The organism is Amycolatopsis sp. CB00013 (genome assembly GCF_001905755.1).
Taxonomy (GTDB): domain Bacteria; phylum Actinomycetota; class Actinomycetes; order Mycobacteriales; family Pseudonocardiaceae; genus Amycolatopsis; species Amycolatopsis japonica.
Genome location: NZ_LIWC01000004.1, coordinates 55,802 through 80,953 on the forward strand (window position 1 = coordinate 55,802; position 25,152 = coordinate 80,953).

A 25,152-nucleotide genomic window follows, 5' to 3' on the forward strand; every position below is an offset into this window, starting at 1 on the left:
AGACCCCGGCTTTGACTGACGACACGGTGCGCCTGTCCATGATCGGACAGGTCTTGCGCGGGCGATGGCGGACCTTGGTGGTCCTCGCCGTGCTCGGCGCCCTGATCGGCGCGGGATCGTCGGTGATCCTTTCGCCCGGCTATCGGACGACGTCCAGTGTCCTGCTGCAGGGCCCGCGCGAGGCGGACGAACTGCTCACCCAGGCCGAGGTGGCGACCAGTTCGGTCGTGCTCGACCGGGCCGCCGCCGGCCTCGGCGACGGGATGACCGGCGCCGAGCTGCGGGACAGGGTGGCCACCTCGGTCGCACAGGGCAATGTCATCACCATCGAGGCCACCGGTGACACCGCCGAACAGACGCAGCGGATGGCCGATCAGATCGCGAGCGAGTTCGTGAAGTACTCGACGCAGATCATCGCCGGTTCCGGTGACGCGGCGGTCCAGCTGGCGCAGGAACGCCGCGAGACGCTGCGCCAGCAGGTCCAGCAGACGAACCAGCGCATCAGCGAACTCTCCGCGAAGGTCAACGAAGGCAAGACGACCGTGGAGAGCGTCCAGCTCCGCACCGAACTGCAGGGCCTGCGCTCGTCGATCGAGTCGGCGATGTCCAGTTTGAACGCGGCCGACACGGCCAGCGGCCTCGGCAACATGGTCGTCCTCGGCTCGGCCGAGCTGCCGTCCTCGGCGGCGGCGCCCACGCTCCCGCAGCTCGCCCTCGGCGGCGCGGCGCTGTTCTTCCTCATCGGCCTGTTCGGTCACCTCTTCACCGCCCGCACCGACCGGCGGCTGCGGGACGAGGAGGAGATCGCCGCGGCGATCGGCGGCCCGGTGCTCGCCACCTTCGACGCCGTGGAGCGGCCGCCCGCCGGCACCACGGTGCGGGCCAAACTCCTCCGTGACGACAGGCCGTGGAACGTCCCGCGGATCGACGTCGCCGCCGACGAGATCGACTCCGACGTCCTGTACCGGCGCCTGGTCTCCCGGCTGCCGCACCGGCGGCTGCTCGTGCTCGCCGCGGACGGCGACCCCGCCGGGCAGGCGGCAGCCGAACGGCTCGCCGCGCTCGCCGGCCGGTGGCTCACCGTCGTGACGGTGTCCCCGGCACGGCCGGTCGTCGCGGACACCGACGCGGACGGGGTCGTCGTCGTGACGAGCCTCGGTTCCCGGTCCGCGTGGGAGCTGGTCGGGATCGCCGAAGCGGTCGCCGACGCCGGTCTCGCCATGGTGGGCACCGTGCTGATCCGGCCGGTCCGGCCGACCCGCGCCCGGCCCGGCGCGCCCACCCCGTCCGACCACGAAGCACTGGCAGGTACCGCGTGACCAGCGCCGAAAAAGCGAAGTCAGAACCGCTCATCGATCTGCAGCGGCTGGTCGTCTCGGTACGGAGACGACGCCGGATGTGGGTGGCCACCGCCCTGCTGGGGCTGATCGCCGGCGGGCTGGTCGCGATGCTCCTGCCGTCGCCGCCCACCGCGGTCGCGCAGATCCTCGTGATCCACCCCGACGACTCGCCGACCGACAGCGGAACGCTGATGCGGACCGACGTCGCCGTGCTCGAGACGACGAAGACCGCGGGCGAGGCGCTCAAGAAGCTGAACAGCACGCAGGCGCCGGAGGAGTTCCTCAAGGACTACGAGGGGCTCGGCCTGACGAACAACGTGCTCCAGCTGACGGTCAAGGGCAAGACCAAGGACGAGGCGCTGGCCCGCGCGCAGGCGATCTCGGACGCCTTCATCGCCGAGTACATCGGCCGCAACCAGGCGGCCGCGGCGGCACAGCAGAAGGCCCTGCTCGACCAGCGCAACCAGGCCCAGAACGAGCTCACCCCGATCGAAGCGTCGATCGTCACCGAAGAGGCCAAGGGCCGCAACGCCAACCCCGCCCAGCTGGAGCGGCTCTACTCGCGCCGCGCGGAGCTGACGTCCAAGATCTCCGACTACGACGGCCGCGCGCAGGAAGCGGGCATCGGCACGCCGAAGGTGGCCGCCGGGACGCAGATCGTGGACGCGCCGCGGATCCTGCCGCGTTCGCTGCTCAAGACCCTCGCCACCGACGCCGGGATCGGCTTCGCGCTGGGCTTGCTCGCCGGGCTGGGGCTCGCGGCCATCACGAGCGTGGTGAAGGACCGGCCGGTGCTGCGCCGCGAGATCTCGCAGCACCTCGGTGCCTCCGTGATCGCGCAGCTGCCCAAGCCGCCCCGGTTCCTGCGCCGCTCGCGCGCGGTGACCCGGCGGCGGCGGGTCGCGGCGACCTTGGTCCGCGCGGTCCGCCAGGAGGGCGGTTCGGTGTCGCTGCTCGATCTCGGTGCCCGCCAGGTCACCGCCGCGCTCGCCGTCGACATGGCGGGCGAGCTGGCCGAAAAGGGGCCGGTGTCGCTCGTCGACGACCTGCCGAAGACGAACCTCCGCGAGCTGGCGGGCGAAGGCCCGATCCAGGTGCTGGACCGCGGCGACGCCCCGATGGCCGCGCAGGAACGGCGCATCGGCGTCGGCTCGATCGAGCCCGGCACGGCGTGGACCGACCTCGAATCCCTCGGCCAGGAGACGATCCTCGTCGTGCGCACCGGGCACGCGAACACCGAATGGCTGCACACCGTCGCCCGTCAGCTGGCGGACCGGCGGATCCCGATCATCGGCGTCGTCGTGGTGGACCCGGATCCGCGCGACCACACCGACGGGACGCTGTGGGACGGCCTGCACACCGCGTTGCGCGGTCGCGCCGGCGCCGTGCCGGAGCGCAAGGCCCCGCCGGAACGACGGACGCCGAGGCCGGTGGTGAAGCCGGTCGAGATGTTCCCGCGGGAGAAGAAGACCGCGCGGCGGCATCCGACCCCGTACAAACGCGCCGACGACAACGCCGATGCGCCGACCAAACGATTCTCGCCTGTGTCACCGGATAACGCGGAAGCGTTGTAGGGGGAGCGAAAGCAGATGTGCGGCATCGCAGGGGCCTACTTCTGGCCGGACGGGGGACCGCTCACCGATCGGCTCACGAAGACACTCGCCCACCGCGGACCGGATGGTTCCGGCAGGTACGACCACGGAGAGGTCCATTTAGGACATAGGCGCCTGTCGATCGTCGACCTGACCGAGACCGGCGCGCAGCCGATGGTCAAGGACGGGCTCGCGCTCACCTACAACGGCGAGCTGTATAACGCGCCAGAGCTGCGGAAGGAACTCGAAGCCGCCGGCGTGCGCTTCCGGGGCACGTCCGACACCGAGGTCCTGTTGGAAGCCTGGCGCAAATGGGGCACCGAGGGGCTGCACCGGCTCCGCGGCATGTTCGCGTTCGGTGTCTTCGACGAGCGTTCCGGTGAGCTGGTGCTGGTCCGCGATCAGCTGGGCATCAAACCGCTCTTCCTGGTGCGCCGCGGCAAGGGGGTCGCGTTCGCGTCCGAGTTGAAGGCGCTGGCCGCCGAGCTGGGCGGTTCGCTGACCGTCGACGACACCGCGCTCGTCGCTTCCCTGCTCTACTACTGGGTCCCGGACGGCCGCTGCGCGTTCCGCGAGGCCGAGAAGCTGCCGCCGGGCAGCTGGGCGCGGTTCCGGCCGAACGGCGACGTCGAACGCGGCACCTTCTGGTCGCTGCGCCAGGTCGCCGAAGAGGGCGCCGCCTATGAGGGCGAGTTCGACCTCAACGCCGTCATCGAAGACTCCACGCGCAAGCACCTGATCGCCGACGTGCCGGTCGCGACGTTCCTTTCCGGCGGGCTCGACTCCAGCTACCTGACCGCGCTCGCCGCGCGCGAGCGGCCGGGGATCTCCGCGTACACCATCGGTTTCCGGGCCGAGGACGCGAAGTTCGAGGCCATGCCGGACGACCTGATGTACGCGAAGAAGGTCGCCGCGAAGTTCGGCGTCGACCTGCACGAGATCGAGATCGCGCCGCAGGTGCTCGACCTGCTGCCGAGGATGACGTATCACCTCGACGAGCCGATCGGCGATCCGGCGGCGATCAACAGCTACCTGATCTGCACCGCCGCCCGCGAGGCCGGGGTCAAGGTGATGCTCTCGGGGATGGGCGCCGACGAGCTGTTCGCCGGATATCGCAAGCATCTCGCGAACAAGATCGCCGTCCAGTACCAACGGGTCCCCGGTCTCGTGCGGCGGCCCGTCGAGTCCCTTGTGGACAGACTGCCGGTGGCGACCTCGAAGCGCGGGTTCCGGTCGGTCCGGTTCGCCAAGCGGTTCCTCTCGTTCGCGGAGCTGCCCGAGGAGACCGCGTTCCGGCGCAGCTACACGATGTACGACCAGGCCGAACTCGCCGGTCTGCTGAACCCGGACCTCGCGGGCGCCGTCGACGACGTGATCACCGAACACGCGGACACCTATCACGACAACACGTTGTCGGATTTCGTGAACCGCATGTGCCTCGCCGATTCCCGGCTCTTCCTGCCCGGGCTCAACCTCGCCTACACCGACCGGTCCAGCATGGCCGCCTCCACCGAGGTGCGGACGCCGTTCGTCGACATCGAGGTCGTGAAGGCCGCGTTCCGGATCCCCGGGGACAAGAAGATCGTGAAGCGCCAAGGGAAGATGGCGCTCAAGGAAGCGGCGCTGTCCATTCTCCCCGCCGAGATCGTGCATCGGCCGAAGGGGCTGTTCAGCGCACCGCTGCGGGCTTGGATGAGCCGCGACCTCGCGCCGCTGGTGCGCGAGGTGACGAACGAAGGTGAATTGGTGAAGGCCGGGTTCCTCCGCCGGGAGGCCCTGCGGAAGCTCGTGGACGAAGACGCGTCCGGGCAGCAGGACCGGTCCAAGCATCTCTGGCACATCTTGACCCTCGAGTACTGGTATCGCGGCGCCGTTTCGGCCCGGACCACCTGATCGCTGAGGAGCGACGTGAAGCAGGTAGTGCAGAACTACAAGAGCGGGGAGCTGGCGCTCCTCGACGTCGAAGTGCCCGCGTGCAAAGCGGGGGGTGTGCTGGTCCGCACCGCCTATTCGCTGATCTCCACCGGCACCGAGATGATGAAGGTGTCCGAGGCGAGTCTTTCGCTGGTGGGCAAGGCGAAGGCCCGGCCGGATCAGGTCGCGAAGGTGATGCAGAGCGTCGCCACGAACGGGCTGGGTGCCACCTATCGCAAGGCGATGAACAAACTCGACTCGTACACGCCGCTGGGGTACTCGCTGTGCGGCGTGGTCGAGGAGGTCGGTGCGGGCATCGACGACGTCGCCGTCGGGGACTACGTGGCGTGCGCGGGGAACGAGCACGCGCTGCACGCGGAACTGAACTGGGTGCCCAAGAACCTCTACACGAAGGTGCCCGACGGCGTCGACCCGCGGCACGCCGCGTTCGGCACGGTCGGCTCGATCGCGATGCAGGGTGTCCGCCAGGGCGAACCGCAGATCGGCGACATCGCGCTGGTCATCGGGCTCGGCCTGATCGGCCAGCTGGTCGTGCAGCTCCTGGTCGCTTCCGGGGTCCGCGTGGTCGGTGTCGACCCGGACCCGTCCCGGTGCGCGCTGGCCGAGCAGCTCGGCGCCCTGAAGTGCGGCGATCCGGCGTCCGGCGTCGTCGACACAGCGGTGGCGGAGATCAGTTCCGGGCACGGCGTCGACCAGGTGTACCTCGCCGCGGGCGGCAGCACGAACGAGCCGGTGGAGCTGGCCGCGAAGCTGGCGCGCGACCGCGGCCGCGTGATCGACATCGGCAAATGCTCGCTGAACCTGCCGTGGAACGCCTACTACGAAAAGGAACTCGACGTCCGGTTCTCCCGCTCGTACGGCCCCGGCCGGTACGACCCGGAGTACGAACTCGAGGGCCGCGACTACCCGATCGGCCAGGTCCGCTGGACCGAGCGCCGCAACCTCGCCTGCGTCGTCGACCTGATGGGCAGCGGCCGTCTCGACGTCGAGCCGCTGATCTCGCACGTCTCGGAATTCTCCGACGCCGTCGAGACGTACCGGAAGCTGAACGAGGGCGAGCTCAAGGCCGTCGCGGTGCTGTTCGAGTACGAGAAGCGCGCCGTCGCGGCCACCGAGCAGGTCGCCGAGGTCGCGCTCCCGGCGCCGGTGACCACCCGCGCGGTGCCGAAGATCGACACTCTGCGGGTCGGCTTCATCGGCGCCGGCAACTACGCGTCCTCGATGCTTCTCCCGCATCTGGCGGAGATGGAGTACCTCGACCTCTTCGAAGTCGTCACCACGTCCGCGCTCTCCGGCGCGAACGCCAAACGCAAGTTCGGCTTCGCCCGCGCCTCCACCGACGTCGACGCGATGCTCGAAGACGACTCGATCCACGCCGTGTTCATCGTGACCAGGCACAGCTCGCACGCCGAGCTGACCAGGCGCGCGCTGCTCGCGGGCAAGGCGGTCTTCGTGGAGAAGCCGCTGGCGCTGTCGGAGAAGGAACTGGAGATCGTGCTCGGCGCGATCGAGGAATCCGGCAACGACCGGCTGCAGGTCGGCTTCAACCGCCGGTTCGCGCCGCTGCTGAACGAGTCGATGCTCCACTTCGGACCGCGGATCGGTCCGGCCTCCGTGCGGTACCTGGTCAACGCCGGTCAGCTCGACGCGAACAGCTGGTACAACCAGGCCGACAGCGAGGGTTCGCGGTTCGCGGGCGAGGGCGGCCACTTCATCGACACGGTCAGCTGGCTGCTCGGCTCCGACCCGGTGTCGGTGTACGCCACCGCGACCCCCGGCCACCAGGACCTGCAGATCCTGCTGCGCTACCCGGACGGCTCGACCGCGTCGATCGCGTACACCACCAGCGGTTCGCCGGCGTTCCCCAAGGAGACGATCGACGTCACCGCCGACGGCAAGGTGCTGAAGTTCGACGACTTCGCGCGCGCGTCGGTGTTCGGCCGCAAGAAGTGGGCGAGCTCCCGTATCCCGAAGGGCCGGGACAAGGGGCAGGCCGCCGAGCTCGAAGCGTTCGTCAACGCGCTGACGACCGGCGTCTCGATGCCGGTTTCCGTCGAGTCGCTCGTTTCGACGACGCTGGCCACGCTCGCGGTCAACCGCAGTCTCGAAACCGGTGCACCGGTGCGGATCAACGCCAAGGAGGGGCTGGGCTGATGGATCCGTCCTGGTACCTGCGAAGACTGTCGAGGATGGGGCCTGCCGAGATCGCGGGCCGGGTCACCGACGTCGTGCGCAAACGCCAGTGGCGCGGGGTCGCGGGGGAGAAGGCGGCCTGGCTGCCGGACCGCCGGTTCGCGACGGTGCCCGGTGAGGACGTCCTCGCCGCCGTCTCGGGCGAAGCGGTGAAGGATCTGCTCGTCACCGCCGACCGGTTGATGGACGGGCGCGCCGAGTACTTCGGCGTCGAGCGCGACGACCTCGTCGATCCGGACTGGTCGTACGACCCGAAGACCGGCCGTCGCGCACCGTCCGATGTGTACTCCTTCGACATCCAGTACCGGAGCGAGGAGACCGTCGGCGACATCAAGCAGATCTGGGAGCCGTCGCGGCATCAGCACCTCACCGTGCTGGCTGCCGCGTACGCCCTGACCGGCGACGACCGATACGCCGAACGCGTGGCCGCGCATCTCGCGTCGTGGTGGGCGGCCAACCCGCCCATGCGCGGGGTGCACTGGGTCAGCGGGATCGAACTCGGCATCCGGCTGCTGTCGTGGGTGTGGGTCCGGCGGCTGCTCGACGGCTGGTCGCGGGTTTCGGCGCTGTTCGAGGACAACCCCGTGGCGCTCAACCAGATCTGGCATCACCAGCGCTGGCTGGCCGCGTTCCCCAGCCGGGGTTCGTCGGCGAACAACCACGTGATCGCGGAGGACGCCGGACAGCTCGCCGCGGCCTGCGCGTTCGCCTGGTTCCCCGAGTCCGGCCAGTGGCGGGATTCGGCGCTCGCGTCGCTGGACAAGATGCTGCGGCACAACACCTTCGACTCCGGTCTCAATCGTGAACTCGCGACCGAGTACCACGGGCTCGTCCTGGAGCTCGGGCTCGCCGGGGCGCTGGAGGCGAAGGCCGCCGGGGTCACGGTGCCCGAGTCGATCTGGCTCGTGCTGCTCCGGATGACCGACGCGCTGGCGTCCATTGTGGACAACAAGCTGCGGCCGCCGCGGCAAGGCGACGCCGATGATGGCTTCGGGCTCATCGTCGACGGCGACGAGACCAGCCGTTGGGCTTCGCTGATCGACACCGGATCCGTCCTTTTCGGACGGTTGGACTGGTGGCCGGAGACTCCGGGCGGAGACGTCCGGACCCAGCTCTTCTCCGCGCTGGCCAAGGATATCCAGGTCGGTGCGCGGCGTCCGGCGCGGCGGCGGGACGACTTCGCCGACGCCGGGATGACCATTCTGCGCGACGGCGGGATCTGGTGCCGGTGCGACGGCGGGCCGCACGGGTTCCTGTCCATCGCCGCCCACGCGCACGCGGACGCGCTTTCGGTGGAGGTCCGGCACGACGGCGTCGACATCCTCGCCGACCCGGGAACGTACTGCTACCACGGCGAACCGAATTGGCGGTCGTACTTCCGGTCCACGGCCGGGCACAACACGCTCGAACTCTCCCGCACCGACCAGTCCGTCTCCGGCGGGCCGTTCCTGTGGACGAAACACGCGGTCACCACGGTGATCGCGGCGGGGACGCCGTCGCGCTGGAGCGCGGAACACGACGGCTACGCGCCGTCGGTGCACCAGCGTTCGGTGGAGCTGGACGGCACCGAACTGAGGATTCTGGACGAGGTCCGAGGCGGCGAGGCGCGGCACTGCCGTCTCGCGTTCCACCTCGGCCCCGCCGTCGAGGTCGCCCTGACCGGGAGCAGGGCCGTCCTGTCGTGGACGGTCGACGGCCAGGACAGGTCGGCCACGTTCGAGCTCCCACCGGAGCTCACCTGGTCGGCGCATCGCGGCGAAACCACGCCGCCGATGGGCTGGTACTCGGCGGGCTTCGGCCGCCGCGAGCCCGCGTGGACCCTGCTCGGTGGCGGAACCGCCGCCGACGGTGCCGCGTTCACCAGCGTGCTCACCTTCGAATCGGGTAACGAGGATCCACCATTGTGATCGCACGACCGCACCGCCTCCGCCGGGCAGCGCTTCTGGTGCTGCTCGGCTCGTTGACGCTCACCGCCTGCACGACCCCGGCCGACGAGCCGGGACCGGATCCGGCCAAGCCGCCGTCCGGTTCCGTCGCGCAAGTGTGCGACAAGCTGCCGGAGGGCCCGGCCGAAGCGCCGGCGGGGGCGGTGAAGATCGACCCCGCGGTGCCGGGTGATCTCGCCACGAAGACCCGCTCGAACCCGGCCGGGACGACGTTCTGGCTGGCACCGGGCACGCACCGGCTCGGCGACGACCGCTACGACCAGGTCAACCCGAAGCCGGGCAACGTCTACATCGGCGGTCCGAAGGCGATCCTCGACGGCCGCAAGATCAACCAGTACGCCTTCTCCGGCAACGCCGCCGACGTCAAGATCCGCACCTTGACCGTGCAGGGTTTCGCCGCGCCGCACGACGAAGGCGTGGTCAACCACGACTCGGCCGACGGTTGGGTGATCGAGCAGAGCACCGTCCAGGACAACGACGGCGCGGCGCTGATGGCGGGCGCGCGGCAGCAGGTCCGCGGCAACTGCCTGCGGCGCAACGGGCAGTACGGGATGAACGCCTACGCGCAGAACAACAAGATCACCGGACTCGTCGTCGAGGGCAACGAGATCACCGGCAACAACACCGGCGACTGGGAAGCCAAGATCGACGGCTGCGGCTGCTCCGGCGGGATCAAGTTCTGGTCGGTCGACGGCGCGGACGTCACCGGAAACTGGGTGCACGACAACCGCGGCGTCGGCTTGTGGGCCGACACGAACAACAACGACTTCCGCATCGAGGCCAACGTCATCGAGAACAACGACGGCTCGGCGCTGATGTACGAGACCAGCTACAACGCCGTGATCGCCGGGAACACCATCCGCCGCAACAACTGGGTGGACGGCAAGCGCTACATCGACCGCGGCGACAGCTTCCCGGTGGCGTCGATCTACGTGTCCGAATCCGGCGGCGAGCCGAGGGTGAAGGCGCGGACGGACAAACTGGAGATCTCCGGGAACACGTTCGAAAACAACTGGAACGGCGTCACCCTCTGGGAGAACTCCGACCGGTTCTGCAACAGCCCGGCCAACACGTCGTCCGGTTCCTGCACCCGGCTGGTGCCGGAGCAGGCGAACTGCGCGCAGCCGGCGATCGCGTCGGGCGGACTGAACGCCGACTGCCGATGGAAGACCCAGCGCGTCGAGATCCACCACAACCGGTTCGTGCTCGACCCGGCCGTCGCGGGGTGCGAGGAGAGCTGCGCGCGGATGGCGATGCTCGCGAACTTCGGCACGTTCCCGGAGTGGTCGCCGTACAAGGGCGAGGTCGTCCAGCAGGCGATCACGTTCCACCAGGGCAACCGGCTCTACGACAACGTCTACTCCGGGCCGTGGAACTTCGTCGCGTTCGAGCCGAGCCGCGTGCTGGGCTTCGGCGAGTGGCAGGGCGCGCCCTACAAACAGGACCAGGGCAGCAAACTGACCCGTGCGGGAGGTGGCTGACATGCTCGAACCCGCGGTCCGTCCGGCGGTGGCGATCCGCAGCACCCCGAAGGCGGTCGGCATCGCCTGGACGTTGCTGATCATCAACACGCTGGGCTCGACGGGCGCGAAGACGGTCATCCCGCTGCCGAGGTCGGTCAGCCAGCTGATCACCATGGGCGCGCTGGGCGCCGCGTTCGTGATCGCGCTCGCGCTGAACGCCAGGCTGAAGATCAGGCCGAGCGCCTATCTCTTCCTGCTCACGGTGCTGCTGGTGCTGAGCGTGGTCGCGAGCCTGAACCTGGAAGGCGGCTTCGGCGCGCTGTTCCGCTGCTTCCGGTTCGCGCTGTTCATCAGCACCTTGTGGTTGCTGACCCGCTGGTGGAACGGCGGCCTCGACCTCGTCCGCACGCATATCCGGGCCTACGGCGTGGTGCTGGTGACGGTGGTGATCGGGCTCGCGCTGGGCCCGGGCAACGCGCTGCCGTTCGAATACGGCGGACGGCTCACCGGCACGCTGTGGCCGCTGACGCCGCCGCAGGTCGGCCAGTACGCGGCCATCGTCATCGGCCTCACGGTGCTGCTGTGGCTCGGCGGGAAACTGGAGCGGCGGAACGCGCTGGTGGTCATCGTGCCGTCGTTCGCGGTCCTGCTGCTGACCCACACCCGCACCGCGATGCTCGGCCTGGTGGCCGGGACCGTGGTGGCGCTGATGTCGCAGTGGATGTCCAGCGCCCGCGCGCGCAAGGTGTTCACCGGGCTGGTCCTCGCCGGGGTGTTCTGCGTGGTGGCGCTGGGCGGGCTGCTGCAGACCTGGTTCCTGCGAGGGCAGTCCGAGGAGAACTTCTCCAGCCTCACCGGCCGCGCGAAGGTGTGGGACGCGCTGCTCGACGCGCCGCGGACGACGCTGGAGTACCTGTTCGGCGTCGGGCTGACCGACAAGTCCTACGACGGGCTCCCGATCGACAGCAGTTGGCTCGCCGTCTACCACGAGCAGGGCTATGTCGGGATCGCGATCGTGGCCGCCTTCCTGCTCGTGCTGGTCGTGGTCGCGGTGCTGCGGCCGCCGTCGCCAGCCAGGGCCTGCGCGATCTTCCTGATCACCTACTGTCTTTCCGCCTCCTACACCGAGGCGGGCCTCGGCGACGCGTCGCCGTACCTGCTGCACCTGGCCTTGGCCGCGTCGCTGCTGGTGCGAGGCGACTCTGAGCTTTCCAAGGAGCCCGTGTGAAGGTCCTCGTGATCCACAACCGGTACCGATCCGAGCAGCCGAGCGGCGAGAACAACGTCGTCGACCAAGAGACCGCGCTGCTGGCCGAGGCCGGGCACGAGGTGGACCTGTTCGAGCGGCGCAGCGACGACATCGCGGAGATGTCGCTGCCGCGCAAGGCCGTCGTCCCGCTGCAGGTGCCGTGGAACCGGGCCGTGCGCGCGGAACTGGCCCGGCGCCTCGCCGACGACCGGCCCGACGTCGTCCACATCCACAACACGTTCCCGCTGCTTTCGCCGTCCGTGCTGGCCGCGTGCGCGGACGCCGGGGTGCCGACGGTCGCGACCGTGCACAACTACACGCTGATCTGCCCGCCCGGCACGCTGTACCGCGAGGGTTACATCTGCACCGACTGCGTGGGACGCAAGCCGATCCCGGCGGTGCGGCACGGGTGCTACCGCGGTTCGGGGCTCGCGACCGTGCCGATGGCGGCGAGCATGATGCTGAACCGCAACCGCTGGTGGTCCGGCGTCTCGAAGTTCTTCTGCATCTCACGCGCGCAACGCGAGATCCTGATCGCCGCCGGGATGCCGGCCGACCGGCTCGCGGTGAAGTACAACTACGTCACCGACCCGGGCAAGACGCGCAAGGGCGCGGGAGAGCACCTGCTGTTCCTCGGCCGGATCACCGAAGAAAAGGGCATCGGCCTGCTGATGAAGGCCTGGGATCAGCTCGCTGCTGCGGGTGGTCCGCTGCCGCCGCTGGTGATCGCCGGCACCGGCCCGATGCAGGACGAGGTCGCGCGCTGGGCCCACGGCCGCGACGACGTCCGCTACGTCGGCCTTCAGTCCAAAGTGGAGTGTCAAGACCTGATCGTCCGCTCGAACGCCGTCATCGCCCCGTCCGAATGGCTGGAGGCGTTCGGGCTGGTCGTGGTCGAGGCGATGGCCGCCGGCGTCCCCACCGTCGCCGCGGCCCACGGCGCCTTCCGCGAACTCGTCGAGGACGGCGTGACCGGCCTGCTGCACGAACCCGGGAACCCCGAGTCGCTCGCGGCCCGCCTGCGGGAGATCGTCGGCGACGCCGAACGGAACCAGGAGATGGGCTGGGCGGCGCGGCTGGTGTACGAGCAGGAGTTCACGCCGAAGGTCGGTCTCGAACGGCTGGTCGGTGGCTACCAGGCAGCGATCGACGCGTGATCACCGGCCCGCCCGCGATTCCGCCGCGGGCGCGAATCCCGCTCTGGACCCTGGGCGCCTTCGGCTTCGTCGTCGCCCTCGTCCTCGGCCTGCGCTACGCCGGCAGCTCGCACACCGCCGGACTGGACGCCCTCGTGCTCCCCGTCGTCGACCGCGTCGAGGGCCCGCTCTGGTACCTCGCGACCGCCATCGACTTCGCGGGGGAACCGGTGGGCGCGGTCGTGGTGATCGCCCTGTTCGGCTGGCTGTGCCTGCGGCACCGGCGGCAGCGGATCGCGATCCTGATGGTGGCCGCGAGCGCGGTGACGGTGGCGCTGACCACCGGGCTGAAACCCCTGGTCGGCAGGCTGATCCACGGCGAGTTCCTGTCGTATCCGAGTGGGCACACGGCCTTCGCGGTGACCGTCGCGACCGTCGTGGGGTTGCTGGTGGTCGACGTGCGCGGGCTCGGGCCGGTCGGCGGCGCTTCGGTGCTGGTGGGGCTGATCGCGTTCGCGGGGCTCGCGATGGGGTGGGCCGAGGTGGCGCTGGGGGCGCACTATCCGACGGACACGTTCGGGGGCTTCGGGGTCGCTGTCGCGGTGGTGCCGGTGGTGGGGTGGGCGGTGGACCGGTTCACGCGGCCAGCTTGACGTTCGGCCGAGGCCGTGCCTGTGCCGTCCGGAACGCTGCTTTCAACTCGCGCTCGACTCGTTCCGGCTCGGCTCGTAGCCGGGACGGAAGCGTCTGGAGCACGACGATCCCCGCGGCGACATAACGGGCGTTGCGCGCGACGGTGGCGCGATGACCGTCGAGGTCGGCGTGGTGGCGGTAGGAATCGATCTCCCAGGCGAACGCGCACTCGTCGCACCAGAAGTCCGGGGTGGCGATGTAGGTGCCGTTGGCGTCGAAGACCGGGACGTTCCACCGGCCCGGCGGGAGGCCGGATCTTCGCCAGAGCCGCCAAGCGTCGGCCTCGGCGACCGATCTCGCGCCGGCGAGGAGCGGGGTCAGGGCCCTTCTCGGTAATGCGGTGCCGGTTCGACCCGCTTGGTCCAGTTCGTGGGTGAGCATGTCGGTGGTGCAGAAGCGGCGTTGGACGGACTCGGCCATCATCGCCTGGATCTCGTCTTCGTCGGTGAGTCTTCGGGCGGCGTCGATGACGGCTCTGGGGACGGGGGCGACGGGGAGGTCGCCGCGGAAGTGGGGCCGCGGCAGCCGTGTGGTGCGCTCGACGTGCACGAATCCTGCGGAGGCGATTCGGCGCTCCTCGGGAATGAGGATGTGAACATCCTTGGCGGGTGGCAGATTCTCCAGCCCCTGAAGGTGTAGAGCCCATATTCCGGAAAGGACCGACCGGTCCCTGCCGTGCAGAAGCGCGGCCCGGATCCGTTGTTCCCTGGTTGGCGGCCCCGAGTGAAGCAGCACGATCCCCGGGAGCAGGCGTTGCCAAGGGCCGCCGGTGGTGCTCCGGCGTGAAATGGTCCGGCCGGGTACACCGGCTGCCTTCAGTTCGGCGACGCGAGCCACGTCGGCGTGGGTCAGGAGTGGGTCGTCCGACCAGGTTCCTCTTCGCACGGGCTCACGATGCGCTCTTCCATAGCGAAGATCCACTCATTCTCCGCGTGACCGGACCTTTCGCGGCGAGTCTTCATGATCAACGGAAGATCGGGGACACTCAACGTCCCCGATCTTCCGTTGATCATGAAACGCGGAGACCGCCAGCGGACCGCTCAGCACCCACCGTCCCCAAAAGAACTACAAGCATCCTGCGAGTAAGGAGCCCCCTGCCACCCCGAAACCCCCACAGTCCGCGAAGTGTCATGAACCACGAACCGCCACCCACCCGAATAAGCGTTGTCGTACCACCGGTTCTCCTGTCGGAACGTCACCGCGTCCGAAACGGAAGAGCCCCGATAAGGCGACCACTCCGGATAAGTCCCGAAGTTCGCCAAAAGCGCCATCCGCCCGCAGTATCCCGAGCAGGAAGAACCGTGGGAGAACTTGTTGCCATGGATCGAAACCCGCTGCGTCTTCCACCGGCAGTCGTCGTACAGCGGACGCGACGAAATGCCCGGCGCGGAACACGAAGAGACCGAGGGGACGAGAAGCGTGCAAGAGCCGGAGGACGTGTTCGCCGGGCTGTTGCAGAAGCGGTCCGCGTTCTCCCACAGGGTGATTCCGGACCAGTTGTCCTCGAAGACGTTGTCGACGATCTCCACCAGCGAAGTCCTGGCCCGCACCCGCGGCTCACCGCCGGACTCCGAGATGTACACCGTCCCGACCGGGAAGTCGTCGCCGCGTGCAGCGAAAGCCCGGCCCTGCACGAGCGTGTTCCGGCGGATGGTGTTCCCGCGGACCACGACGTTGTAGGAGATCTCGTAGAACAACGCCTCCGCCTCGTTGTCCTCGATCAGGTTGTCCTCGATGAGGAAGTCGTTGTTGTTCGTGTCCGCCCACAGCCCGGCGCCGTGGTTGTGGTGCACCCAGTTGCCGCGGATGTCGGCGCCGTCCACCGCCCAGAATTTCGCGCCGCCGGTGCAGCCGCAGCCGGGTTCCTTCGTCTCCCAGTCGTCGGTGTTGTTGCCGGTGATCTCGTTGCCCTCGACGAGCAGCCCGGTGATCCCGTCGCCCGCCCGGTAGGCGTTGATGCCGTACTGCCCGTTGTTCCGCAGGCAGTTCCGGAGGATCTCCTGACGCGGCCCCGCCATCATCGCGGCGCCGCGGTTGTCCTCGATCGTGTTGCCCTCGATGGTCCAGTGTTCACCAGAGTCGTGGTTCACCACGCCCTGATCGCGCGGGGCCGCGAAACCGCGGATCGTGAGGCCGCGGATGACGACGTCGCGAGCCTGCTGGGTGAACGCGTAGCGGTTGACGCCACCGCCGTCCAGCACGGCACCGGGGGCGCCGAGGTAGGCGTTGCCGTCCTTGGGGATGATCTGCCCGAACTCGTCCGGGCCCAGCGTGTGCTTGCCGTCGGTCAGCCAGAACGTCGTGCCGGCCGGGAGTTCGCGGGTCTTCGCGGAAAGGTCCGTTCCCGGGGAGACGACCACGGCACCGTCCGGTTTCCCCGGGCTCACCGGTCCCGCGGCGCAGGCCGCGACAGGAGCCGCCGAGGCCGGGACGACTCCTGTCGCGAGCAGCAGCAGTACAACGAGGAACGCGGGCATACTGAAAACGGTAAGCCAGTATGGACGGTCCCAGGTGGACACTTACAGGTGAAACTTCAGCAGGTCACCGTCTCCCCGAAGCCGCTGCAGTTGTCCTGCAGATAGGGCGCCGCCTGCCATTGTGCCGCGGTCAGCCGCCGTGAGGTGTCGTGGGCGACGAACGTCCACGGCCCGTAGTACTGGTTGTCGTACCACCGGTTCTCCTGCCGGAACGTGATCGCCTCCGAGATCACGGCACCCCGGTACGGAGACCAGGCCGGGAAGGTCCCGTAGTTCGAGAGCACCGCCATCCGCCCGCACATCCCGAGGCAGCCTTCCATGGCCGAGTCGAACTCGAAGGTGTTCTCGTGCACCGAAACGCGCTGCGTCTTCCAGCGGCAGTCGCCGTACAGCGGTTCGGTCGCGATGCCCGGATCGGAGCAGGAGGACGTCGGGGAGACCAGCGCCGTGCACGAGAGCGTGGACGTGTTGGCCGGGCTGTTGCAGAACCGGTCGGCGTTCTCCCACAGCGTGATCCCCGACCAGTTGTCGGAGAACATGTTGCCCCGAATGTCGATCCGGCTGGTCCGGGCGGGCAGCCTCGGTTCGCCGCCGGACTCGCTGAGGTACACCGCGGCGACCGGGAAGTTGTCGCCCTTGGCGGCCCGTTTCCGGCCCTGCACCAGCGCGTTCCGCTTGAAGGTGTTCCCGATCAGCTCCAGGTTGTAGGAGATCTCGTAGAACAGGCCCTCGGACGCGTTGTCCTCGATCAGGTTGTCCTGGATGAGGAAGTCGTTGTTGTTCGTGTCCGCCCAGAGCCCGACACCGTGGTTGTGGTGGACCCAGTTGCCGGTGACGTCGGCGCCGTTCACGGCCCAGAACTTCGCCCCGCCGCTGCAGCCGCAGCCCGGGATCTTCGTCTCCCAGTCACCGGTGTTGTTCCCGGTGATCTCGTTGCCCTCGATCACCAGATCGGTCAGCCCGCCGCCGAAGCGGTAGGCGTTGATGCCGTACTGCCCGTTGTTCCGCAGGCAGTTCCCGATCACCCGCTGGCCGGATCCGGTCATCATCCCGGCGCCGTCGTTGTCCTCGATGACGTTGCCTTCGATGGTCCAGCGTTCACCGGAGTCGTGGTTGACCACGCCCTGGTCGCGTTCGGCGACGAAGCCGCGGATGGTCAGCCCGCGGATCACCACGTCCTTGGCCGACGTGGTGAAGGCCGCGCGGTTGATCCCGCGTCCGTTGAGCACGGCGCCGGGCGCGCCGAGGTAGACGTTGCCGTCCTTGGGCATCACCTGGCCGAACTGGTCGGGGCTCAGCGTGTGCTCGCCCGGTGACAGCCAGAACGTGGTGCCCGGCGGGCTGAACCGGGTCTTGTCGGTCAGGTCGGTGCCCGGATCGACGACCTGGGCGCCTTCCGGGGCGGAAGGGACGCCGACGGTCGTGCCGCACACCCCTCGAGCCGGCTCTTCGGACGCCGCCGCTGTTGTTTCAACGACGACCTGGAGCAGTAGTACGGACAACGCGGCGCAGAACACCCGCGTGCCGGTCGAGCGATATGCGATCCCTGAACTCATACCCTTCTCCGAAATACCGGCTTCACCGGACGGCCACCCAGCCACGGTGCCGGATCATCCGCGTCGAGCGCTTTGCGGTACACGAGGCAGGCCTGCGAGACCACTTCGACCGTCCGGTCGATGTCTTCTTCGGACAACGCGCTGCTGACCACGAACGACGGCCCGAGGACCCCGCCCGTGACCAGTTGCCGCAGGAACAACGTCCGGTAGTCCTGCGACGGGTTCTTCTCGGCGTCGAGCGTGGCGAAGACGAGGTTGCTCGCCCGGCCGCGCACGACGACGTGTTCCCCGACCCCGGCCGAGTCCGCGACTTCGCGGACCCCGGCGGCGAGCCGGTCGCCGAGCGCGTGCAGCCGCGCGGCGATGCCTTCTTCGGTGTAGGTCTCCATGACCGCGATCGCGGCGGCCAGCGAATGCGTCTCGGCGCCGTGCGTGGTCGACAGCAGGAAGACGCGATCCTCGCCGGTGCGCAGCCCGCCGAGCTCCATCAGTTCGCGTTTGCCCGCCAGCGCCGAGACGGCGAACCCGTTGCCGAGCGCCTTGCCGAACGTCGAGAGGTCCGGCGTCACCCCGTAGAGCCCCTGCGCGCCGGCCTCGGACCAGCGGAAACCGGTGATCATCTCGTCGAAGATGAGCACGCAGCCGTACCGGTCGGCGAGTTCCCGCAGGCCGACGAGGTAGCCGGTGGGCGGTTCGAGCTGGGTGGACGCCTCCAGGATCAGGCAGGCGATCCGGCCCGCGTTCTCCCGCAGCAGCCGTTCCGTCGACAAGAGGTCGCCGTAGGGGAACGACACGGTGAGATCGGTGATCCCGTCCGGGATACCCGAAGACATCGCGGTGGTGCCGATGAACCAGTCGTCGATGGAGAAGAACGCGTGGTCGCGGCAGATCGCCACCAGCGGCCTGCCGGTGGCCGCCCTGGCGAGCTTGACCGCGGCCGTGGTGGCGTCCGAGCCGTTCTTGGCGAATTTGACCATCTCGGCGGTCGGCACGGTTTCGAGGAACTTCGTCGCCGCCCGTTCCTCCACAATGGACGGACGGGCGAAGTTGGCTCCCCGGTCGATCTCGCGGTGGGCGGCTTCGCTCACCCGGGGGTGCACGTGCCCGAGGCTGACCGCGCGCAGCCCCGAGCCGTACTCGATGTATTCGTTCCCGTCGACGTCCCATACGTGCGCGCCGAGCCCGTGCGAGATGACCGGCGCCAGATTCTCCGGATACTGGTCGTCACCCTTGGCGTAGGTGTGCGCCCCGCCGGGGATCATCGCGTGGAGGCGCTCGTTGGCCCGCATGGATTTGGGCAGCTGACGGGTCATGCTCTCACCTCGTGTTCTGTAGTACCGCGGAAAGCGGGAGCGCGCGCCGGTCCCGCTCCGACATGAGCGCCACCGGAAGCGGCCACGGGATCGCCAGTTCCGGGTCGTCGTGCGCGATCGCGACGTCCTCGGCCGGGTCGTGCGCGCGGTCGATCCGGTAGGAGACGTCGGCGTACTCGGTGAGTGCCTGGAACCCGTGCGCGCACCCGGCCGGGATGTACAGCGAAACCTGCGTCTCCCCGGAGAGTTCGAACGTCTCCTTGCCGAGGTACGTCGGCGAATCCGGCCTCAGGTCGACGACGACGTCGAAGACGGCGCCCCACGAGCAACGGACCAGCTTCGCCTCACCGAGCCCCGACCGGAGGTGCATCCCGCGCAGCACTCCCTTGCGGGAGCGGGAAACACTGTCCTGGAGGAACCCGTTCGGGTCGATCCCGGCCGATCGGACGACGTCGGCGTCGAAGGTGCGGCTGAAGAAGCCGCGTTCGTCGGCGTGCGGGGTCGGTTCGAACAGGTACGCGCCCGCGATCGCGGGCACCGGGACAACCTTCATCGGACTCCCATCGGCAGGAAGGCGGCCGACAGCGCGGCGAACTGTTCGTCCAGCAGCCGCGCCTGCTCCGCGCTTCGTTTCGCGACGATCTCGGTCAGTTCGCCCGCCCTGGACTCGAGCTCGGCGAACTGGCGCACCAGCGCGTCGAAGTCGATCTCCTTGGCGGACTGGCAGAACTCACCGAGTCCCAGCGTGGTCATGAGGACCTCGTTCTTGCGGGCGTACCCGATGGACAACGTCGGTTTCGCCAGCTTCAGCGCGCACAGGACGTTGTGGTACCGGGTGGCGACGACGGTCTCGACCGCCGACATCGCCCGCATCACCTCGTCCAAGGTGGCCGTGTCGGCGGCGGCGATCAGCGGGGATTCCAGTTCCCGCATGATCTCGTCGACGACCTGCGCGTCGGCCCGGTCGCCGATGAACAACCGCACCGGGCGGCCGTCGGCGATCAGCCCGGCGACGAACCGGGTCATCTTGTCCACATAGGACTCGTAGATCTCGGCGGCGCGGTGCCGGTCGTCGTTCCCGCCGTGGTACGCCATCACCCCGACGCCGACGGATCGGGGCAGCACCGGTTCCGAAGGCGCGGGCAACGCGAAGGCGAGGTCGGGGTAGACGCGGTCGTTCGCGACGTCGACGCCCATCGTGCGCATCGCGTCGCGTGACGGTTCGTCCCGATAGGACCGGAACGCCGCGAGCCGCGCGGCCCAGCCGATCACGGACCGGGTGGCCCGGTGCGTGCTCACGCTGGCACCGACGCTCACCAGCGCCACCTTGGTACCGACCAGGCGGCCGGACACCGAAAGCAGCAGCAGGGCGTACGGGAATCCCCAGGGGCGCAAGGGAAGGGTGGATTCGAGGACACCCATCCCCGGCACGATCACCGCGTCCTGCCGTCGTACCCAGGCCGCCGTGCGGAAGACGTCGACGAGTTTCCCGAAGCCCTTCATGGCGATGGACAAGGGTCCCGATGCCGTTCGGTACTCGCCCTCGTACCAGTTCAACGCGGTCGTTTCGAGTCCGTAGCGCGACGCGACGACGTCCGGACCGCCGCACATCACGCTGAGCGCGGCGCCCGGATGCTCCGCGCGCAAATACCCGAGAACCGCCTCGAAGGAACCGTCGTTGCCGAGGTTCCCTGATCCGAGGAGCCCGAACAGCCCGATTCTCACGGGCGGGGTCAAGGGACTCGTCCCTCCTGGCCGGCGACGACCGAGGCCACGGACACTTCACGGGGGCCCACTTCGGCCTCGGCCTGGACGGGCATCCGCCCCATGGCCGGGTTCCCCGCCCGGTTCAGCATCCATTGCCGCAGGTAGCGGAAGCATTCCCGCTTCTGGGCGCCGGAGATCGGCGCGTTGCGGATCGCCTTGACGTAGCCGAGGACGTATTCGCCGAGCAGCCGGACCATCGGGTGCCGCAGCTTGTCGGCCCGTTTCGGGTCGAGGTTGGTGGCACGCCTGCGCACGGTCGGGTGCTCGTGTTCGGAGCGGCCGGGGTGGTCGCGCCGGAAGTACAGCCAGTCGGGCACCTGGTGGAACGGGCCGTGCAGGGCCAGTTCCGAGATGATCGTGCGGTCGGCGTGGTGGTAGCTGTCCAGCGGTGCGACACGGCGCAGCACCTCGGTGCGGATGACCGCGCCGTCGTCGTCCCCGCCGGGCGCGAACAGGGTGCTGCGGAAGCGTTCCGCGGCGTGCGGCGAGACCGTGTTGAGCGGGTATTCCAGTGCCTGCGTGACGACGGCCTTCTCGTCGATCATCGCCGTCCACGAGTGCGAAAGGACGAACTCGGGATGCTCGTCCAGCGCCTCGATACAGCGTTCCAGCAGGTCGCGCGCGTACAGGTCGTCGTCGGACGCCCATTTGAACAGCTCGCCGCGGGCGACGTCGACGCAGTAGTTGTGGTTGGGCGCGCAGCCGATGTTCACCGGCTGGCGGACATACCGGACACGGGAGTCCAGCTTCGCGTACTCACGGCTGATCTCTTCGGTGCGGTCCAGGGACGCGTTGTCCGAGATGATCAGCTCGAAGTTCTCGTAGCTTTGGCCGAGGAGTGCGTCCAGCGATTCGGCGAGATAATCCTCGCCGTTGTAGACCGGGAGCCCGATGCTCAGCCGAGGAGCGGTGCTCATGACGTCCTCATTTCTTCCTTCTCCGAAGTCAGATGCTCTTTGAGAGCGGAGTGGAGTTGCAGCCACCACACCGCGGACCCGCTGGTGATCGCCAAGGCGACCCCCCAAGCGGACCCGGACGCCCCGGCCAAGAAGGCGCCTATGAGCCCGAAACCGACGTAGCCGGCCGAGTTGATCAGCTGGGCGCGAAGGCTCCTTTTCGCAGCGCCGAGCGCACGCAATCCGGCGGCCGCCCCGGTGTTGAATCCCGCCGCGGCGATACCGATGGTCACCGGGAGGATCAGTTCGGAGGCGGGATCCCACACGTCGCCGAGGACGAACCGGCCGGCGTCGTGGGGTACCAGAAGCAAGGCGAGACCCCAGAGCAGGGCCGCGGCCGCCTGGCCGGCGCCGAGTACGGCGCAGAAGTGGCGGAGGCGATGCGGGGCCCGTTGGAGCACCCGCGCGCCTTCCGCCACCGTGACCAGGGAAAGTCCCATCAGAAGGGCGAAGAACGGTCCGAGCAGCAGTTCGGCGCCGCGGACCGCGCCGACGCTCGCGAGCCCGGCGATCGCGCCGAGCCCGTACATCCGCAGCTGGGTCGAGCCGCTGTTGCTGACGTTCTCGATCAGGTAGCGGGTGCCGAGGTCGCGGTGGTGCTTGAGCCAGTCGAGCGTGCCGCGCGGCGCGGGCCGGACCCCGGCCTGCAGGCAGCCGTAGCCGGCGGCGACCGCCCCGGAAATGCCCCACGCCAGGATGAAAGCGACGACCGTGTCGAACCACCGGTGCGCGATGAACAGCGCCGGGATCAGCGCGATACCCCAGACGACGTCGTTGACGAACGCCTTCTTCCCGTGTCCCGCGGCGAAGAAGGTGAACCGCCAGGCGTCCTGCAGCAGCAACGTCGGAATCACGAAGCCGAGCGCGACGAACGCGCCGCCGATGGGGCCACCCACCACGAGACCGGCGACCACACTGACGGCTCCGGCGGCGACACCCGCGGAGAGCGCCGTCCCGGTCGCCTTGGCGGTCGCGGTCCGCCAGGATTCCGTGGACACCCCGGAAAACCGCACCATGAGCGGATCCGTCGTCAGCCCGCGCGAAAGGTTGAGCACCACGCCGTAGCTGACCCAAGCGAGGCTGAACATGCCGAAGGCGAACGTGCCGAGCGAGCGCGCCACGAACAGCCCGACCACGAAGTTGGTGATACTGGAAACGGCCTGGTCGCCGAGGCCCCAGCTGAGCCGTCCGGCCATGGCCCGGACGGCTTGGGAACGCAGAAGTGATCGCATCTCTAGTCCTTGAGCAATCCGGCGTCGTGCAGCGCCCGAGCGGCGGCGACGACGGAATCGAACGGCAGCCCGGACCGCTCGGCGACGTCGAGCAGGCTGTGCTCGCCGTCCGAGAGGTTGAGCACCCAGAGCATCGCCATCTGGGCTTGTTTGGCGTCGCTTCGCCCGCCGAGCGAGTCGTACAGCCCGCGCTTGCCGAGTTGTGGCTCGCCGAAGGGGCTGAGGTTGACGTAGCTGCGGTTGCGGTCGAGGACGGCGAAGGTGTCCTTCAAGGTCTGAAGGGTTTCCTCCATGGCCTCCGTGGACACGAAATCGAGGTTGTCGGCCGAGGTGTGGTACTCGGGATAGCCCGCGTACGGCGTCCTCGTCAGCGAGCCGACGCCGAGGTTGAAGCCGGGGGAGCAGAACTGGCGCTCGTCGTAGCCGTACGGCGAGAAGTCCACGATCTTGTGCGCGCGATCGGCGAGGACGTACGCGAGCACGCGGTCGATTTCGGCGTCGCCCCGGCGGCTTCGCTTGTAGGTCAACGATCCCGGGTCACCGGCGCACGCCAGCACGAGCCCGGCCTTGATCCGGCCGACGCGGTCGTTGTTGCGCGCGAGCCAGGTGATGGCGCCGATCGTGCCGGGCATGAACAGGAACCGGTACGTGTAGTGCGGCTTCTCCAGCGTCCGCGCGAACGCGGCGGCGATCGCGATCCCGGCGACGTTGTCGTTCGCCAGCGACGGATGGCAGGTGTGGCAGGAGATGATCACCTCGTCGGTGACCTCGCCCGGCACGACGTGTTCGGCGTAGGTGAGGCTCCCGTCGGCCAGCGTGGAGTCGATGCGGACCTCGTACTCGCCGTCCGGCATCGCGTCGAGCGTCTCCTGCGCCAGGCAGAAACCCCACGTCGGCGCGTAGTAACTGGTCCGGTACGGCACCCAGGACGGCTGGTCGGGCAGGGTGTGCAGGTGTTCCCGCAGCTCGCTGAGCGGCATCTTCCGCGACACGGGGACGCTGTAGCCGACGACGTGCAGGTTCGACTCCTGGAAGTCGACCACGCGGCGGCCGGCGGCGTCCTTGATGTAAGCGTCGCGGATGTTCCATTCCTGCGGCACCGTCCAGTCCAGTACCTGGGTGCCGGTGGGGACCTCGTGGATCTCCAGCGGGACGTGCTCGCCGACGATCTCCAGCGTGCGGCGGACGCCGTCGCCGGTGATGCTGCGGCACAGCGGATACAGGCGCTCGACCAGCCTTCGCAGGTCGGCGCTCGTCTCCAGGTCCCCGTGCGACATCAGCGACGCCGCAAGGTGTCGTCGAGTTCGCCGGCGGCGGTGCGGTCCTGCAGCCGCGCGAGCCGGGTGAACAGGCGCTGGAAGCCGTGTTCGGTCAGGCCGTGGGTCTTGTAGGCCTCGATCAGTTCGAGCGCGCCGTCCTTGACCGACCAGTCGCAGTCGAAGCCGGGGATCGCCGCGCGGAACCGGGAGAAGTCGACCCGGTACGAACGCGGGTCCGCGCCAGCCTCGCCGGTGATCCGCAGCGTCGAGCCGGGAACGGCCTCGACGACCTCTTCGGCGATCTCGGCGACGGTCACGTTGTTGCGTTCGGTGCCGATGTTGAACGCCTTGCCGTGTACGGCTTCCTTCGGCGCGACCAGGGCCGCGGCGAAGGCACGCGCGATGTCCTTGGCGTGCACCAGCGGCCGCCACGGCGTGCCGTCGGAGAGCACCAGCACTTCGCCGGAGAGATGCGCGTGCGCGGTCAGGTTGTTGAGCACGATGTCGCCGCGCAGCCGGGGCGAGAACCCGAACGCGGTGGCGTTGCGCATGTACACCGGGCTGAAGTCGTCGTCGGCGAGCTCCTGGACGTCGTCCTCCACCCGCACCTTCGACTCGGCGTACGGCGTCACCGGGCGCAGCGGCGCGTCCTCGTCGACCAGGCCGTCGCCGCCCGAAGCGCCGTACACGGAGCACGTCGAGGCGTACAGGTACCGCTTGACTCCGGCGTCCTTCGCCAGCTTCGCGAGCTTGACCGAAGCGTGGTGGTTGATGTCGTAGGTCAGCTCCGGCGCCAGCGAACCGAGCGGGTCGTTGGACAGCGCGCCCAGGTGGATCACCGCGTCCACACCGGCCACGTGCTCGGCCGTGACGTCACGAAGGTCGACCTCGAAGCCTTCGGGATCTTCGGGCTTCGGGCCCAGGACGCAGGTGTCGTAGAGACCGGAGTCGAGGCCGATCACCTCGTGGCCTTCGGCGGCCAGCACCGGGGCCATCACCGTGCCCAGGTAACCCTTGTGCCCGGTCAGCAGCACACGCATGGCTT

At 68.9% G+C, this 25,152-nt stretch carries 19 protein-coding genes; 9 read left to right on the forward strand and 10 right to left on the reverse strand.

The genetic code is table 11. From position 1 onward, the window contains the following. Positions 1–38 precede the first annotated feature (38 nt). The 9 genes from AMK34_RS26790 to AMK34_RS26830 are packed head-to-tail and all read left to right on the forward strand — an operon-like array spanning position 39 to position 13,507. Positions 39–1,319 (forward strand): exopolysaccharide biosynthesis protein, encoded by a 1,281-nt coding sequence (locus AMK34_RS26790; RefSeq protein WP_073847595.1) that lies wholly within the window; start codon positions 39–41, stop codon positions 1,317–1,319. Next, positions 1,316–2,914 (forward strand): Wzz/FepE/Etk N-terminal domain-containing protein, encoded by a 1,599-nt coding sequence (locus tag AMK34_RS26795; RefSeq protein ID WP_073847238.1) that lies wholly within the window; start codon positions 1,316–1,318, stop codon positions 2,912–2,914. The genes AMK34_RS26790 and AMK34_RS26795 overlap by 4 nt, the downstream gene beginning before the upstream one ends. Positions 2,915–2,929: 15 nt before the next feature. Next, complete coding sequence (gene asnB / locus AMK34_RS26800; protein WP_073847239.1) at positions 2,930–4,825, forward strand: asparagine synthase (glutamine-hydrolyzing); 1,896 nt, start codon at positions 2,930–2,932, stop codon at positions 4,823–4,825. 15 nt (positions 4,826–4,840) lie between these two features. Further along, a complete protein-coding gene (locus AMK34_RS26805) occupies positions 4,841–7,021 on the forward strand; it encodes a bi-domain-containing oxidoreductase (protein ID WP_073847240.1) in 2,181 nt (726 codons plus the stop codon). Then, positions 7,021–8,967 carry a heparinase II/III family protein gene (locus AMK34_RS26810; RefSeq protein ID WP_073847241.1) on the forward strand — a complete coding sequence of 649 codons (1,947 nt, stop codon included), beginning with the start codon at positions 7,021–7,023 and terminating at the stop codon, positions 8,965–8,967. The genes AMK34_RS26805 and AMK34_RS26810 overlap by 1 nt, the downstream gene beginning before the upstream one ends. Further along, the gene (locus AMK34_RS26815) at positions 8,964–10,487 is read left to right on the forward strand and encodes a right-handed parallel beta-helix repeat-containing protein (protein ID WP_073847242.1); all 1,524 of its coding nucleotides are present in this window, start codon (positions 8,964–8,966) and stop codon (positions 10,485–10,487) included. The genes AMK34_RS26810 and AMK34_RS26815 overlap by 4 nt, the downstream gene beginning before the upstream one ends. A 1-nt stretch (position 10,488) precedes the next feature. Beyond that, a complete protein-coding gene (locus AMK34_RS26820; RefSeq protein ID WP_073847243.1) occupies positions 10,489–11,697 on the forward strand; it encodes an O-antigen ligase family protein in 1,209 nt (402 codons plus the stop codon). Continuing rightward, the gene (locus AMK34_RS26825; protein ID WP_073847244.1) at positions 11,694–12,875 is read left to right on the forward strand and encodes a glycosyltransferase family 4 protein; all 1,182 of its coding nucleotides are present in this window, start codon (positions 11,694–11,696) and stop codon (positions 12,873–12,875) included. Before AMK34_RS26820 ends, AMK34_RS26825 begins: the two co-directional genes overlap by 4 nt. Further along, positions 12,872–13,507 (forward strand): phosphatase PAP2 family protein, encoded by a 636-nt coding sequence (locus AMK34_RS26830; RefSeq protein WP_073847245.1) that lies wholly within the window; start codon positions 12,872–12,874, stop codon positions 13,505–13,507. Before AMK34_RS26825 ends, AMK34_RS26830 begins: the two co-directional genes overlap by 4 nt. On the opposite strand, the gene AMK34_RS42335 is transcribed toward AMK34_RS26830, so the two are convergent. From AMK34_RS42335 to AMK34_RS26880, 10 genes are all read right to left on the reverse strand, one after another. Further along, positions 13,491–14,096: a hypothetical protein gene (locus tag AMK34_RS42335; RefSeq protein WP_241832871.1), complete on the reverse strand. Its 606-nt coding sequence runs from the start codon at positions 14,094–14,096 to the stop codon at positions 13,491–13,493. The two genes, AMK34_RS26830 and AMK34_RS42335, sit on opposite strands and share 17 nt — an antisense overlap. A gap of 491 nt (positions 14,097–14,587) precedes the next feature. Beyond that, complete coding sequence (locus AMK34_RS26840) at positions 14,588–16,024, reverse strand: right-handed parallel beta-helix repeat-containing protein (RefSeq protein ID WP_083650004.1); 1,437 nt, start codon at positions 16,022–16,024, stop codon at positions 14,588–14,590. 56 nt (positions 16,025–16,080) lie between these two features. Further along, positions 16,081–17,580, reverse strand: coding sequence for a right-handed parallel beta-helix repeat-containing protein (locus AMK34_RS26845; RefSeq protein WP_241832872.1), 1,500 nt, complete (start codon positions 17,578–17,580; stop codon positions 16,081–16,083). Then, on the reverse strand, positions 17,577–18,893 hold the full coding sequence (locus AMK34_RS26850) for a glutamate-1-semialdehyde 2,1-aminomutase (RefSeq protein ID WP_073847247.1): 1,317 nt from the start codon (positions 18,891–18,893) through the stop codon (positions 17,577–17,579). The genes AMK34_RS26845 and AMK34_RS26850 overlap by 4 nt, the downstream gene beginning before the upstream one ends. A 4-nt stretch (positions 18,894–18,897) precedes the next feature. Continuing rightward, complete coding sequence (locus tag AMK34_RS26855; RefSeq protein WP_073847248.1) at positions 18,898–19,446, reverse strand: dTDP-4-dehydrorhamnose 3,5-epimerase family protein; 549 nt, start codon at positions 19,444–19,446, stop codon at positions 18,898–18,900. After that, positions 19,443–20,630: a polysaccharide pyruvyl transferase family protein gene (locus AMK34_RS26860; RefSeq protein ID WP_073847249.1), complete on the reverse strand. Its 1,188-nt coding sequence runs from the start codon at positions 20,628–20,630 to the stop codon at positions 19,443–19,445. Before AMK34_RS26860 ends, AMK34_RS26855 begins: the two co-directional genes overlap by 4 nt. Then, positions 20,627–21,577 (reverse strand): glycosyltransferase family 2 protein, encoded by a 951-nt coding sequence (locus AMK34_RS26865; protein ID WP_038519981.1) that lies wholly within the window; start codon positions 21,575–21,577, stop codon positions 20,627–20,629. The genes AMK34_RS26860 and AMK34_RS26865 overlap by 4 nt, the downstream gene beginning before the upstream one ends. Then, positions 21,574–22,848 (reverse strand): membrane protein, encoded by a 1,275-nt coding sequence (locus tag AMK34_RS26870; protein WP_038519978.1) that lies wholly within the window; start codon positions 22,846–22,848, stop codon positions 21,574–21,576. The genes AMK34_RS26865 and AMK34_RS26870 overlap by 4 nt, the downstream gene beginning before the upstream one ends. Before the next feature lie 2 nt (positions 22,849–22,850). Further along, a complete protein-coding gene (locus AMK34_RS26875) occupies positions 22,851–24,125 on the reverse strand; it encodes a DUF4910 domain-containing protein (RefSeq protein WP_073847250.1) in 1,275 nt (424 codons plus the stop codon). Beyond that, a complete protein-coding gene (locus AMK34_RS26880; protein ID WP_016331014.1) occupies positions 24,125–25,147 on the reverse strand; it encodes an NAD-dependent epimerase/dehydratase family protein in 1,023 nt (340 codons plus the stop codon). Before AMK34_RS26880 ends, AMK34_RS26875 begins: the two co-directional genes overlap by 1 nt. Between the last annotated feature and the right edge of the window lie 5 nt (positions 25,148–25,152).